9 protein-coding genes and 1 pseudogene are annotated in these 13,752 nt (G+C 75.5%); 2 read left to right on the plus strand and 8 right to left on the minus strand.

Annotated elements, in window-relative coordinates; all coding sequences use genetic code 11:
• Nucleotides 1-40 precede the first annotated feature (40 nt).
• Together ACVWNX_RS08975 and glgB are read left to right on the plus strand one after the other, a co-directional pair.
• The gene (locus ACVWNX_RS08975) at nt 41-1,627 is read left to right on the plus strand and encodes a maltokinase N-terminal cap-like domain-containing protein (protein ID WP_454413362.1); all 1,587 of its coding nucleotides are present in this window, start codon (nt 41-43) and stop codon (nt 1,625-1,627) included.
• A gap of 328 nt (nt 1,628-1,955) precedes the next feature.
• Nucleotides 1,956-4,661 carry a 1,4-alpha-glucan branching enzyme gene (glgB, locus tag ACVWNX_RS08980; protein WP_454413363.1) on the plus strand — a complete coding sequence of 902 codons (2,706 nt, stop codon included), beginning with the start codon at nt 1,956-1,958 and terminating at the stop codon, nt 4,659-4,661.
• Between the two features lie 95 nt (nt 4,662-4,756).
• On the opposite strand, the gene ACVWNX_RS08985 is transcribed toward glgB, so the two are convergent.
• From ACVWNX_RS08985 to ACVWNX_RS09020, 8 genes and pseudogenes are all read right to left on the minus strand, one after another.
• On the minus strand, nt 4,757-7,009 hold the full coding sequence (locus ACVWNX_RS08985) for a HelD family protein (RefSeq protein WP_454414683.1): 2,253 nt from the start codon (nt 7,007-7,009) through the stop codon (nt 4,757-4,759).
• 359 nt (nt 7,010-7,368) lie between these two features.
• Nucleotides 7,369-7,806 (minus strand): annotated as a pseudogene (locus tag ACVWNX_RS08990) (serine hydrolase); the annotation flags it as partial.
• Between the two features lie 166 nt (nt 7,807-7,972).
• Nucleotides 7,973-8,764, minus strand: a complete 792-nt coding sequence (locus ACVWNX_RS08995; RefSeq protein WP_454413364.1) for a VOC family protein — start codon at nt 8,762-8,764, stop codon at nt 7,973-7,975.
• Between the two features lie 231 nt (nt 8,765-8,995).
• On the minus strand, nt 8,996-9,328 hold the full coding sequence (locus tag ACVWNX_RS09000; RefSeq protein ID WP_454413365.1) for a thioredoxin family protein: 333 nt from the start codon (nt 9,326-9,328) through the stop codon (nt 8,996-8,998).
• Nucleotides 9,325-9,813: a MerR family transcriptional regulator gene (locus ACVWNX_RS09005; protein WP_454413366.1), complete on the minus strand. Its 489-nt coding sequence runs from the start codon at nt 9,811-9,813 to the stop codon at nt 9,325-9,327. The genes ACVWNX_RS09000 and ACVWNX_RS09005 overlap by 4 nt, the downstream gene beginning before the upstream one ends.
• A gap of 238 nt (nt 9,814-10,051) precedes the next feature.
• Complete coding sequence (locus ACVWNX_RS09010; protein WP_454413367.1) at nt 10,052-10,936, minus strand: NAD(P)-dependent oxidoreductase; 885 nt, start codon at nt 10,934-10,936, stop codon at nt 10,052-10,054.
• A gap of 299 nt (nt 10,937-11,235) precedes the next feature.
• On the minus strand, nt 11,236-11,913 hold the full coding sequence (locus ACVWNX_RS09015) for a response regulator (RefSeq protein ID WP_454413368.1): 678 nt from the start codon (nt 11,911-11,913) through the stop codon (nt 11,236-11,238).
• On the minus strand, nt 11,910-13,664 hold the full coding sequence (locus ACVWNX_RS09020) for a sensor histidine kinase (protein ID WP_454414684.1): 1,755 nt from the start codon (nt 13,662-13,664) through the stop codon (nt 11,910-11,912). Before ACVWNX_RS09020 ends, ACVWNX_RS09015 begins: the two co-directional genes overlap by 4 nt.
• Nucleotides 13,665-13,752 lie beyond the last annotated feature (88 nt).

The raw sequence follows: 13,752 nt of genomic DNA on the forward strand, positions 1-13,752 counted from the left end.
GCGCGACGGCGCCGGTGACCCGCCAGAAAGGAACGACCCCATGTCGGAGGCCGTGACCCGGGCGGACCGGGCGCCCGTCGCCCGCCCCGGACTGATCGAGTCGCTCGGCCCGCTGCTGCGGAGCTGGCTGCCCCGGCAGCGGTGGTTCGCGGGCAAGGGTCGTCCCGTGCACGGCTTCACCCTGGTCTCCGCGACGGAACTGCTGCCCCCGGACGGCTCCCCACGGCTGCTGCACCTGCTGGTCCGCGCCGAACAGCCCTCCCCCGACGGCCCCACCGCCGACTGCTACCAGCTCCTGGTGGGCGTCCGCCCCGTCCTGCCACCCCGGCTCGCCCCCGCCCTGATCGGCCGCCCCGACCGGGGCCCGCTGCGCGGCGCCGCGGTGTACGACGCCCTGCACGACCCCCGGCTGGCGGAACTGCTGCTGGAGGCGCTGCGGATGCGGGCCCGGGTCGGGGAGCTGCGCTTCGAGCGGACCGCGCGCGCCGGTATCCCCTCCGGACTCGCCCCCCGGGTCCTCGGCGCCGAACAGTCGAACTCCTCACTGGTGTACGGCGATACGTTCATCCTCAAGCTGTTCCGGCGCATCCTGCCCGGCACCCATCCGGACCTCGAACTGCCGCTGGCGCTGGCCACCGAGGGGTGCGGGCGGGTCCCGCCGCCCGTCGCCTGGTTCCTCGCCGACGTGCGCGGCCGGAGCGCGGGGGCCGACGGCGGCGGACCCCCTGCGGCGGACGGGTTCCTCCCCCCGGCGGACGGAACCACCACGGACGGGATCCCGAGCGGGGCGGTGGCCGGGCCACCGGTGGCGGAGGGGCGGGACGGACGGCGGGACGGGGTGCTGGTGCTCGGGGTGCTGCAACCGTTCCTGAAGGGCGCCCGGGACGGCTGGGAGTCCGCGCTCGGCTCGCTCGCCGAGGGGGAGGACTTCACCGCGCAGGCCCGCGCGCTGGGCCGGGCCACCGCCGAGGTGCACGGGGCGCTGGCCCGGGCCCTGCCGCCGGTCACCCTCGGCCGGGACCGGATCGAGGCGCTGGCCCGGGGCATGACCCGCCGTCTGGACGAGACCGCGCGCGCCGTCCCCGCGCTGCGCCCGTACGCCGGGGGGCTGCGGACCGCGTTCGACGCCCTCGCGCTGCTCGGCGCGGAGGGCCGGTCCTGGACCGCCCAGCGGGTCCACGGGGACCTCCACCTCGGCCAGTGCCTGCGCGGCCCGGACGGCGAGTGGTCGCTGATCGACTTCGAGGGCGAGCCCGCCCGTCCGCTCACCGAACGCCGTCTCCCCCAGCCCGCCGTCCGGGACGTCGCCGGGATGCTGCGCTCCTTCGACTACGCGGCCCGTCAGCACCGCCCCTGGTCCCCGGGCTGGGCCGACGCCTGCCGCGCCGCCTACTGCGACGGGTACGCCCGCGTCTCCGGGCGGGACCCCCGCCAGGAGCCGGTGCTGCTGCGGGCCTACGAGACGGACAAGGCGGTGTACGAGGTCCTGTACGAGGCCCGGCACCGTCCCGACTGGCTCCCCGTCCCGCTCGCCGCGGTGGAACGCCTCGCCGCGCCCGCCCCGCCCCCGTCGTGGCCCGGGGCCCCCGGCCACGATCCCGGCCCCGGTCCCGGTCCCGGCCGCTGAGCCCGTCCCCGCCCCGTCCGTCGGGTCCGCCCGATCCCGTCCCGCCCGTTCCCGGCCCGTTCCCACCCCCGTCCGTCGGGTCCCGCCCGGCCCCATCCCCTCCTCCCCTCCAGGTCCGCTCCCGTCCCGTCCGTTGCCCTGGTCCGGCCGACCTCGTCGCCTCCGTTCCCGGCCCGTCCCGTCCGTTCCCCGGGTCCACCCGATCCCGTCGCCTCCGTTCCCGACCCGTCCGTTCCGTCGTTCCCGGCCCGTCCCCGGGTCCCCGTCCGCCGGTCCCCACCCGCACCCCCACGTACGCGCCCCCACCCGGCCCCTCCAGGAGACCCCCGTGCCCCGTCCTCCCACCACTTCGACCACTGAGACCACTGCGGGCGATGCCGACACGGCCACCGGCCCGGCCGCCGCACCGGCCCGGACGGGCAAGCCCCGGACGAGGAGCGCGGTACGGGCCCCCGAGCGCGCGACGCCCACGAGCACGCCGAAGGCGGCCGAGGCGACGAAGGCGACGCGGGCCGCCCCGAAGGCGACGAAGACCGCCAAGGAGCCGAAGGAGCCCGGGACCGGGAAGGGTCCGAGGACTCCGAGCGCTCCGAGCACCCCGAAGACCCCGAGCGCCGCGAGAACCGCGAGGACCGCGAAGCGTCCGGCCGCCGGGAAGGGCGCGGGGGCCTCCCGGTCGTCGGCCGGGGCGGCGGCCGTCGCGACCCCGGCGGCCTCCGTCCCGGCGGCTCCCGTCCCGGCCCCCGCGCCCGTCCCGGTCCACGACCCGCTGCCCGTGCCGGAGGGCGAGCGGGGGCGGCTGCTCGGCGGGACGCACCACGACCCGCACGCGGTGCTCGGCGCGCACCCCGTACCGGGCGGCACGGCGGTCCGGGTGCTGCGCCCGTACGCGCTCGGGGTCACCGTGGTGACGGAGGACGGGCGTCGGCTGGCGCTCCACGACGACGGGAAGGGGTTCTTCAGCGGGCTGCTGGTCCCCGGCGCGGACGGCCCGGACGGGACCGGGGCGGACGGGACCGGGGCGGCGACGGTCCCGGACGCCCGGGCCGTTCCGGACGCCCCGGCGGTCCCCGCGTACCGGCTGCGGATCGCGTACCAGGACGCGGAGGTGGAGACGGCGGACCCGTACGCGCTGCTGCCCTCGCTCGGCGGCTTCGACCTCCATCTGATCGGCGAGGGGCGCCACGAGGAGCTGTGGACGGCGCTCGGGGCGCGGGTGCTCACCCATCAGGGGGTCACCGGGACCCGGTTCGCGGTGTGGGCGCCCAACGCGCGCGGGGTGCGGCTGACCGGCTCGTTCAACCACTGGAACGGCACCGGGCACCCCATGCGTTCGCTGGGCTCCAGCGGGGTGTGGGAACTGTTCGTGCCGGACGTCGGCGAGGGCGCGCTGTACAAGTACGAGATCGCCCGGCCGGACGGGTCGCTGACCCAGCGGGCCGATCCGATGGCCCGCCGCACCGAGGTGCCCCCGGCGAACGCGTCGGTGGTGGACGTCTCCCGGCACCGGTGGCGGGACGAGGAGTGGCTGGCCCGGCGCGGGGCGCGGCCCGTCCACGAGGCGCCGTTCTCCGTCTACGAGGTGCACCTGCCTTCCTGGCGGCCGGGGCTGACGTACCGTCAACTGGCCGAGCAGCTCCCGGCGTACGTCAGCGACCTCGGGTTCACCCATGTGGAGCTGATGCCGCTGGCGGAGCATCCGTTCGGCGGGTCCTGGGGCTACCAGGTGACCGGCTTCTACGCGCCGACCTCGCGGATGGGCACCCCGGACGACTTCAAGCACCTGGTCGACGCGCTGCACCGGGCGGGCATCGGGGTGCTGATGGACTGGGTGCCCGCGCACTTCCCCCGGGACGCCTGGGCGCTGGCCGAGTTCGACGGGCGTCCGCTGTACGAGCACCCGGACCCGGCGCGGGCCGCGCACCCCGACTGGGGGACCCTGGAGTTCGACTACGGGCGCCGCGAGGTGCGCAACTTCCTGGTCGCCAACGCGGTGTACTGGTGCGAGGAGTTCCACATCGACGGGCTGCGGGTGGACGCGGTGGCCTCGATGCTCTACCTCGACTACTCGCGGGAGAGCGGCGGGTGGTCCCCGAACGAGTACGGCGGCCGGGAGAACCTGGACGCGGTGGCGTTCCTCCAGGAACTGAACGCGACCGTCTACCGCAGGGTGCCCGGGGTCGTCACCATCGCGGAGGAGTCCACCGCCTGGGACGGGGTGACCCGGCCCACCGACCTGATCGGCGCGGGCGGCTTCGGCGGGCTGGGCTTCGGGCTCAAGTGGAACATGGGCTGGATGCACGACTCGCTGGGGTACGTGGCGCACGAGCCGGTGCACCGCAAGTACCACCACCACGAGATGACCTTCTCGATGGTGTACGCGTACAGCGAGAACTACGTGCTGCCGATCTCGCACGACGAGGTGGTGCACGGCAAGCGGGCGCTGGTGTCGAAGATGCCCGGCGACTGGTGGCAGCGGCGGGCCGGGCACCGCGCCTACCTGGGCTTCATGTGGGCGCATCCCGGCAAGCAACTCCTCTTCATGGGGCAGGAGTTCGCCCAGGGTGCCGAGTGGTCGGAGGCGCACGGGCCGGACTGGTGGCTGCTCGACCCGTCGTACGCCGCCGAGCCCGACCACCGGGGCGTACGGGACCTGGTGCGGGACCTCAACACCGCGTACCGGGGCGCCCCGGCGCTGTGGCAGCGGGACACCGATCCGGCGGGGTTCGCCTGGGTGGTCGGGGACGCGGCGGAGGACAACGTCTTCGCGTTCCTGCGGTTCGACGCGGAGGGGGAACCGCTGCTGGCGGTGTCCAACTTCTCGCCGGTCGTCCGGCACGGCTACCGGCTCGGCGTCCCCGGCTCCGTCCCGGCCTGGTGGGAGACCCTGAACACGGACGCCGAACGGTACGGGGGCGGGGGCGTCGGCAACGCCTCACCGGTCCGGCCCGAACCGGTGGAGGCGCACGGGCGGACGGCCAGCGTGGTGCTGACGCTGCCGCCGCTGGCCACGGTGTGGCTGCGGCCCGCCTGAGGTCTCCGGTGCCGGTGCCCCGCCCCGCGACCGGTGCGGGGCACCGGCACCGGGGCGGGGCCGTCGGGCGGTGACCGGCGGCCCCGCTTCCCCGCTCACCGGACGTCGCGGAGGGTTCCCGGGGGCCACGGGAGGGGGTGGCGGCCCGTGTGGACCAGGCCCAGGGACTGGGTGGCCCGGGTCATCGCCACGTACAGGTCGCTGGTGCGGTACGCGCCCGGTTCGACCACCAGCACCGTGTCGAACTCCAGGCCCTTGGACTGGCGCGGGTCCAGCAGCACGGTCCGCCGGGTCAGATCGGGTTCGGCGCCGGCCGTGACGTCCGGCAGGACGGCGGCCAGGTCGGCGTGGAGGGCGCGGGGGGCGATCACCGCGAGGCGGCCCTCGGCGGGGAGGGCCTCGCGGGCGGCGGCGGCCACCGTCGCGGCCAGCGCCTCCGGAGTCGTCTCGCGGAGCCAGGGGCGCTCGCCGGTGGAGCGGACCGACTCCGGGGGCGCGAAGCCGGGGTGCGCGGCGCGCAGCACCCGGGCCGCCGTCTCCATGATCTCGACGGGGGTGCGGTAGTTGACCTTGAGGACGGTGTGCTCCCAGCGGTCCTGGACGTAGGGGGCGAGGGCGCGTTCCCAGGAGCCGACGCCCGCCTCCTCGGCGGTCTGCGCCGGGTCGCCGACCAGGGTGAGGGAGCGGGTGGGCGAGCGGCGCATCAGCAATCGCCAGGCCATCGCGGAGAGTTCCTGCGCCTCGTCCACGATGATGTGCCCGAAGGCCCAGGTGCGGTCGGCGGCGGCGCGTTCGGCGGCGGTGCGGTGGTCCTCCTCCTCGTGGCGTTCGGCCATCCGCTCGGCGTCGATGACGTCGTGCGCGCCGAGCACCTCGGAGTCCTCGTCGTCGACGTCCTCGAACTCGTAGGTGCGGGAGGCGTAGGACACGTCCAGGACGCCCTGGGCGAAGGCGATCCGTTCGCGGCGTTCGCGGTCGGCGGCGGCGCGGGCCGCGCGGTCGTCCTCCCCGAGGAGTTCGGCGGCCTCGTCCAGCAGCGGCACGTCGGCGGGGGTCCAGTCGGGGGCGGTGGACGGGGCGCGGCGGATCGCGTCGGCGTCCTCGGGGGCGAGGTGGGTGGGGTCCGCGAGGAACTCGGTGACCAGGCGCTCCGGGGTGAGCGGGGGCCACAGCGCGGTGATCACGGCCAGCACCCCGGGGTTGGCGCCGACCTCGTCACGGATCTGGGTGAGGTCGGAGGCGTCGAGCAGGCTGGTCCCGTCGTAGGGGTCGGTGCCGACGCGTTCCGCGACCATGTCGGTGAGGGTGTTGACGACGTGGCCCGCGAAGTGTTCGCGGGCGGCGTTGTGCGGCAGCCGCAGGGCGCGGACGCGCTCCCGGGCGACGCGGACCAGGTCGGCGTCGAGGAGGAGGACGTCCCCGTCGTGTTCGACGGCGAGCGCCGGGCCGGGCGGTGCCTGGCGGTCCGCGACCACGGCGGCGAGCACCTCCGCCATCGCGGCGCGGCCCTTCACCTCGGCGGCGCGCGGGGTGTCGGTGCCGGTGGCGTGGACGCCGGGGTACAGCTCCCCGACGGTCGCGAGGAGCACGCCGGTCTCGCCGAGGGAGGGCAGCACCTCCCCGATGTAGCGGAGGAACGCCGGATTGGGGCCGACGATGAGGACGGCGCGGCGGGCGAGGAGTTCCCGGTGCTCGTACAGCAGGTAGGCGGCCCGGTGCAGGGCCACGGCGGTCTTGCCGGTGCCGGGTCCGCCCTCGATGACCAGGACGCCCCGGTGCGGGGCGCGGATCACCCGGTCCTGTTCGGCCTGGATGGTGCGGACGATGTCGCCCATCCGTCCGGTGCGGGCGGCGTTCAGGGCGGCGAGCAGCACGGTGTCCCCGGTGGGGTCCTCGTGGCCGCTGCGGACGGTGTCGCCCAGGTCCAGGACCTCGTCGTGCAGCGCGGTGACCGTACGGCCGTCGCAGGTGAGGTGGCGTCGGCGGCGCAGTCCGAGCGGGGTGTGCCCGGTGGCGAGGTAGAACGGCCGGGCGACCGGGGCCCGCCAGTCGACCAGGACGGGGACGAGGTCGCCGGTGGCCGGGTCCTCGTCGCGCACCCCGACCCGGCCGATGTGGTGGCTGGCGCCGGAGGCGAGGTCGATCCGGCCGAAGCACAGGGAGCCCTCGACGGCGTCCAGCGCGGCCAGCAGCCCGGAGCGCTCGCGGACCAGGACGTCCCGTTCCAGCCGGGCCTGGAGGCCGTTGCCGACCGGGGCGAGGGCGCCCCGGACGGAGGCCGCGGCGTGGGCGCGCAGCGTGTCGATCCGGGTGTGGAGTCCATCGAGGAATTCCTGTTCGGCACGCAGTGCGCGGTCCGTGGTCGTGCTTTCCGTTTCGGTTCGCGGTTCCCTTTCGTTCGTTTCCGTTCCGTCCGGAATTCCCTTGCTTGACAATGCAGCTCCCACCCGGATAGACTTTCGTCAGTAGCGATGTTTGCGATGCCCATTTCTGGAATCGCGAACCCATGAATATACGCCAGGAAACCCCCCGGACGTCAATTCCTCCGAGGGGTTTTTTCATGCGCTCTGCCGTTGTTCTCCGAGCGGCTTTCCAGGGCCTCCCCCGCTTTCCGGACCGGTTCTTTCCGGACCGGCTCCCGGCCTTCGGCACCGGCTCCGTGCCCGGCTGGTCGAGACGGCCGGGGCATGGAACGGAGGCCGTCCCGTCAGTCCAGGGGCGGCACCACCCCGGCACGGGCGTCCCCGGCGGACATCGCGCCCCCGGTGGGCTCGGTGCCGCAGAACTCGGCCTCGATGACGGAGCCCAGCCCCTGCGGGTACCAGTCGGCGTTCAGGTTGAAGGCGAGGGAGTGACGGCCGTCCTCGGTGCTGGCGGCCATGGTGTGCGAGCCCATCCAGCCGCCGCCGTGCCCCCACAGTTCGACGCCGCAGCCGGTCCGGTCGGAGGTCAGACCGAGGCCGTAGCGGAACCCGGGTGCTTCCGGGAAGGTCGCCACGGTCGTCTTCATCGCGGCGAGCTGTCGCGGGGGCAGCAGCCGCCCGCCCAGCAGCGCCCGGAAGAACCGGTTCAGATCGGCGGCGCTGGAGATGATGTCGCCGTCCGCCCAGGACTGGGACCCGTTGTTCGACGTCACGTCGTAGACCCGGGTGGCCGCCGGGTCGGGGCCTCACCTGTCGGGCCCTCCCCGACCGGACCCGGGCGGGCTGGTCCCGGGCGGGGCGGTCCCGGCGGGGCAGTCCCAGCGGGGAGGCTCAGGACCGTGGCGCGGGGAGCAGCGGCCCGGGGAGCGACGGCCCTGCGACCGTTCGTCAGCCCGCGGGCTGGATCACCCCGAAGTGGGCGCCCCACGGGTCGACGAGCCCGGCCGTCTCGCCCCAGGGGGTGCTGGTGGGCTCCTGGACCACCGTGCCGCCCGCCGCGGTGTGCGTGGCGACCGTCGACGCCAGGTCGGCCACCGCGAACGTCGTCATCCAGTGCGCGGGCACCTCCGGCGGGAACCGCTCGGACATGTCCCCCACCCCCGCCACCGGGTAGTCGGGCCGCGCGGCGGTGAAGAGTCCCAGATAGGGGCCGGGCGCCTCCTCCATCCGCCGGGCCTCCAGTCCCAGCGCCGCCTCGTAGAACGCGGCCGCCGCCGGGAGGTCCCGGGTGTTGCAGTCGCACCAGATCACCGCGCCCGGCTCGTTGACCACGCCCGCGCCGATGAAGTCCCGGTGCCCCCACACCCCGAACACCGCGCCCGTCGAGTCGGCGGCCACCAGCATCCGGCCGAGGGTGCCCACGTCGTCGGGGCCGAAGAGCAGCGCGCCGCCCGCGTCGGCGATCCTGCGGGCGGTCGCGTCCGCGTCGTCGCTGGCCAGGTACGTCGTCCAGGCGTGCGGGGGCTCCGGTTGTCCCTCGGGGGCCATCGCCGGACCGATCCCGGCGACCGGACGGCCGTTCTTCTCCATCACGGCGTACCCGCCGAACTCGGGTGGTCCGACCTGGCCGCCCCAGCCGAAGAGCCGACCGTAGAACTCCATCGCGGCGTCCTGGTCCTGCGCCATCAGATCCACCCAGCACGGGGTGCCGGGCGCGTACGGTTCGCTGATCTCGGGCATCTCGCGGGCCCTCCAGGAATGCGGGCGGACGCGGCACCGTGACGGGGGCCGCGGGGTCACCCCCCGTCCCTCACTCTGGCACGGCCACGGGCCCTTGTCCTTCCGAGCCCGTGGGCCCGCCGGTGGGGCCGGGCGGGCCCTTCCGTGCCGGTGCGGAGCCGCCCCCGCCGTGGTCGCGCGGCCGCCCCCGCCGTGGTCGCGTGGTCGTCCCGGTCGGCGGGGAGGGCCGGGTCAGACCACGTCCGCCAGCTCGTCGAGCAGCCGTCGCTTGGAGCGCGCGCCCACCACCGACCACACCGGCTCACCGTCGCGGAACACCATGAGCGTCGGCATCGACAGCACCCGGTAGCGGGCCACGGTCTCCGGGTTGACGTCCACGTCGAGCTGGACGACCGTCAGCCGGTCCGCCTCCTCGGCGGCGACCGCCGCGAGCACCGGGGCGATCTGGCGGCACGGCGGGCACCAGTCCGCCGTGAACTCCACCAGCACCGGCCGGTCGGCCCCCAGCACCACGTCCGCGAACGCCGCGTCCGTGACCTCCGCGAGTCCCTCGGTCCTGATCATCCCTGTCCGTCCTCCGTCCCGGCCGCTCCCCCGGGGCCGCCGAAGGCCCCGAAGGGCCCCGCGATCCCTGAGGACACGGCGCACAAGGGTTCCGGCCCACCCGGAACCAGCGCCTCGGCGGCCAGTTCGTCCCGGGCCCGCTCGGCCCGCGCCAACTGCTCGCCCACCCGGGCCCTGACCGCCGACAACTCGGCCATCAGGGCGTCGATCTCGGCGAGCTTGCGGCGGTACACGACCAGTGACGCGGGGCACACGTCGCCCTCCGCGTGACCGGCCCGCAGGCACTCCACGAACGGACGGGTCTCCTCCAGGTCGAAGCCCGACTCCTGGAGCACCCGGATCTGCCGCAGCAGCCGCAGATCGTCCTCGTCGTAGACGCGGTGACCGTTCTCCCCGCGCCGCGCGGACAGCAGTCCGCGGCTCTCGTAGTACCGCAGGGCCCGGGGGGTGGTGCCCGCCCGCGCCGCGAGTTCGCCGATGCGCATGACGGGACGCTAACCCTTGACGCCGACGTCAGGGCAAGGGCGAGGGTGAGGGCTTGAGGGCTCTGGAGGGGCGGCCGGGTCACCACCACCGGTTCCGCGGGCGGCCGGGGGCGTACCGGGGGCCCTTCGGCGGCCGTCCCGGCGGCCGTCGGCGGCGACCCGTCCGCCGGTGCCGTCGGGGGACGGGCCCCCGGCCGGGCCGCATCCGGGCGTGGTCGCTCCGGCCCCGGCCCGGCGCTCAGCCCGCCGCGCGCACCGCCTCCGCCGTGGACGTCCAGCTCTCCCCGCCGCGCCCCTGGGCGAGGGTGCGCCGGGCCAGGGACTGGATGGCGCGCAGGACTCCGGTGTCGAGTCCGCGCCCCTCCGAGACCTCGACCAGGTGGTCGACGGTCGCGGACATCATCGTCAGATTGGCCGCGTCACCGGAGTAGCTCCGACCGGCGATCTCGGTGGCGGAGGCAGCCGTGAGGAACGGCATGAACGAGGTGATGGTCCCGAAGAACGGCGCGATCTCCTCCGGCGCCACGCCCTCCGCCTCGGCCAGGGTGAGGGCGTGCACCACCCCGGAGAAGCTGGCGTAGAAGTAGTCGAGCAGCGCCATGTCGTAGGCGGCGGCCCGGCCCGGCTCCTCGCCGACGTGCACGATCTTCCCGCCGAGCGCGCCGAGGGCGTCCGCGTGCCGGTCGAAGACCTCCCGGGGGCCCGCGTGGAACAGCAGGGCGTCCGGGGTGCCGATCAGTTCGACCGGCACCATCACGCTGCCGTCGAGGTAGGTGACGCCCCTCTCGGCCGCCCAGGCGGCGGTCTCACGGGCCCGCTCGGGGGTGTCCGAGGTCAGGTTCACCAGCGTCCTGCCGGTGCCCTTGAGCACGTCGACGACCAGTTCGCTGACGGCGGTGGCCGCGTGGTGGTCGACGAGGCACATCACGACCAGCTCGGAGGCGCGGGCCGCGTCGGCGGCGGAACCGGCCTCGACGGCGCCCTGGGCGACGAGGTCGGCGGCCCGCCCGGGGGTGCGGTTCCACACCGTGGTGGGGTGTCCGGCCCGGACGAAGGCGGCGGCGAGCGCCCGGCCCATGGCGCCGAGTCCCAGCACGGTCACGGAGGTCTTGTCGGCGGCCATCGGAGGTTCCCTTCGGAAGATCGTTTCGCGGTGCCCCCATGCTCGTCCGCCTCGACTACCCCCACAAGTACGGACTTTGCCCTCAGATACGGACCTCGCCCTCAGTTACTCACCGGTGGGTAAGTGCTCGCGTGCGGGGTCCGCCGGGGCGGCGGGCCGTCCGGGGTGGCGGGCCGTCCGGGCCCCGGGGCCGTCCGGGTCCGGGGAGGAGGAGGCCGAGGTGCGATCGCTTCCCGAGGGGACACCCCGGGGGACGCCCTGGGGGACGCCCAGGGGACACCCCAGGGATCACCCGGGGGTCATCTCCCGCCCGCCCAGCGGTAGTTCAGCTCGGGACGGCCCACCTGACCGTACAGCGGGCTGCGGACGGCCAGTCCGGTGGCGGCCAGGTGCTCCAGATAGCGGCGGGCGGTGATCCGGGAGATCCCCACCGCCTCGGCGGCGCCCGTGGCGGTCACCCCGTCGGGCGCGTCGCGCAGACTGCGCACCACCCGTTCCAGGGTGGGCGCGCTCAGGCCCTTCGGCAGCCCCGCCGGGGCCGGGGAGCGCAGCGCGGCGAGCGCCCGGTCCACCTCGTCCTGTCCGCTGGCCTCCCCCGCCGCCGTGCGGAACTCGGCGTACCGCGTCAGCCGGTCCCGCAGGGTGGCGAAGGTGAACGGCTTCAGCACGTACTGCACCACGCCCAGCGAGACGCCCTCCCGGACGATCGCCAGATCGCGTGCCGAGGTCACCGCGATGACGTCGGTCTGGTGCCCGGACGCCCGCAGGCTGCGGGCGAGCGCCAGCCCGTGGCCGTCCGGCAGGTACAGATCGAGGAGCAGCAGGTCGACGGGGTACCGCTCCAGCGCCCGCCGCGCGTCCGCCGCCGTGTGCACCGCGCCGACCACCGTGAACCCGGGCACCCGTCGGACGTAGGTGACGTGGGCGTCCGCGGCGACGGGGTCGTCCTCCACGACCAGGACCCGGATCTCCGTCATCGGACCGCCTCCCCGTCCACGGCCGCGTTCGCGTCTGCGACCGCGCCTGTGTTCGCGGCTGCGGCCGTGCCTGTGCTCGCGGCTGCGGTTGCGTCCATGGCTGCGGTTGCGGCCGCGTTCGCGGTTGCGGCTGATGTGCCCACGACCGTGACGGGACGCGTCCCGTCCGCCCCGTCCGTCCCGTCCGTGCCGCCGGGGCGGGGGGCCGGGGCGGCGAGCGGCAGGGAGGCCGTGAACTCGGCGCCCCCGGCCGGGGGCGCGCTGACCGTGAGGGTGCCGCCGTGGCGGTGCACCGTCTGACGGACCAGGGCCAGCCCCAGCCCCCGGCCGGCCTCCTGCTTGGTGGTCCAGCCCCGGTCGAAGATGGCCTCCGCGTGCGCCGGGTCCACGCCGTCCCCGGTGTCGTGGACGCGCAGCATCAGCCGTCCGCCGTCGGCGCGGGCGGTGACGGTGACCCGGGCGGGCCCGCTGTCCTGGGCGGCGTCCAGCGCGTTGTCGATGAGGTTGCCGAGGACGGTGACCACGTCCCGGGGCGGCAGGCTGTCCGGGAGCACCCCGTCGTCCAGTCTGCTGTCCGGGGAGACCAGCAGTTCGACGCCCCGTTCGTTGGCCTGCGCGGCCTTCCCCAGCAGCAGGGCGGCGAGGACGGGCTCGCCGACCGCCGCGACGATCTGGTCGGTGAGCGCCTGGGCCAGTTCGAGTTCGGCGGTGGCGAACTCGACGGCCTCCTCCACCCGGCCCAGCTCGATCAGCGAGACCACCGTGTGCAGCCGGTTGGCGGCCTCGTGGGCCTGGGAGCGCAGGGCCTCGGTGAAGCCGCGCTCGGAGTCCAGCTCCCCGGTCAGCGCCTGCAGCTCGGTGTGGTCCCGCAGGGTGACCACGGTGCCGCGCCGCTCGCCGCTGGAGACCGGCTGGGTGTTGACGACCAGGACCCGGCTGCCGGTCAGGTGCAGTTCGTCCACCCGGGGCTCGGCCGACAACAGGGCGCCGGTGAGCGGGGGCGGCAGTCCGAGGTCGGCGACGGAGCGGCCGACCGCGTTCCCGTCGATGCCCAGCAGCTCCCGTCCGCCGTCGTTGAGCAGCGCGACCCTGCGCCGCCCGTCCAGCATCAGCAGCCCCTCGCGGACCGCGTGCAGGGTGGCCTGGTGGTAGTCGTGCATCCGGCTCAGCTCGGTCGCGTTCATGCCGTGCGTGCTGCGGCGCAGCCGGGCGTTGATCACGTACGTGCCGATCCCGCCGAGGACCAGGACGCCCGCCGCGACCCCGAGCAGCGCCACGACCTGTTCCCGGACCCCGGCGCTGATCCGTTCCACCGTGATCCCGGCGGCGACCAGGGCGACGACCTCGCCGCCGGAGGGGGTGGCGTGGACCGGGGTCACCACCCGCACCGAGGGGCCGAGGGTGCCCGGGTGGGTCTCGGAGAACGTCTCGCCGCGCAGCGCGGGGCCGATGTGGCCCCGGAACCGGCCGCCGATCCGGCTCGCGTCGGGGTGCGTCCAGCGGATGCCGTCCAGCCCGATGATCGTCACGAAGTCGACTCCGGTGTCGCGCTGCACCCGCACCGCGTACGGCTGGAGCGCGGCGCTCGGGTCCTCGCCGCGCGCCGCCTCCCGGACGGCCGGGGCGACGGCGACCGCGCGGGCCGCCGCCTCGGCCTGGCGGCGGGCGGCCTCCTCGGCCTGGTGCCCGTCGCTCACGTACGTGAACAGCGCGCAGCCCGCGACGACCACCGCGACCAGCAGGACCTGCATCGCGAACAGCTGACCGGCCAGGCTGCGCGGCCGGGGCAGGCGGGGTGGACGGGGCGCGGGGCCGACGGGCACGCGGACGCGCGCGGCG

The organism is Streptomyces sp. JNUCC 64, from assembly GCF_054484115.1.

Bases quoted from the DNA above. Each gene is read 5' to 3' on its own strand.
- ACVWNX_RS08975 (WP_454413362.1), top strand. From the start codon at position 41: ATGTCGGAGGCCGTGACCCGGGCGGACCGGGCGCCCGTCGCCCGCCCC.
- ACVWNX_RS08995 (WP_454413364.1), bottom strand. From the start codon at position 8,764: ATGCCCGAGATCAGCGAACCGTACGCGCCCGGCACCCCGTGCTGGGTG.
- ACVWNX_RS09000 (WP_454413365.1), bottom strand. From the start codon at position 9,328: ATGATCAGGACCGAGGGACTCGCGGAGGTCACGGACGCGGCGTTCGCG.
- ACVWNX_RS09005 (WP_454413366.1), bottom strand. From the start codon at position 9,813: ATGCGCATCGGCGAACTCGCGGCGCGGGCGGGCACCACCCCCCGGGCC.
- ACVWNX_RS09010 (WP_454413367.1), bottom strand. From the start codon at position 10,936: ATGGCCGCCGACAAGACCTCCGTGACCGTGCTGGGACTCGGCGCCATG.
- ACVWNX_RS09015 (WP_454413368.1), bottom strand. From the start codon at position 11,913: ATGACGGAGATCCGGGTCCTGGTCGTGGAGGACGACCCCGTCGCCGCG.
- ACVWNX_RS09020 (WP_454414684.1), bottom strand. From the start codon at position 13,664: ATGCAGGTCCTGCTGGTCGCGGTGGTCGTCGCGGGCTGCGCGCTGTTC.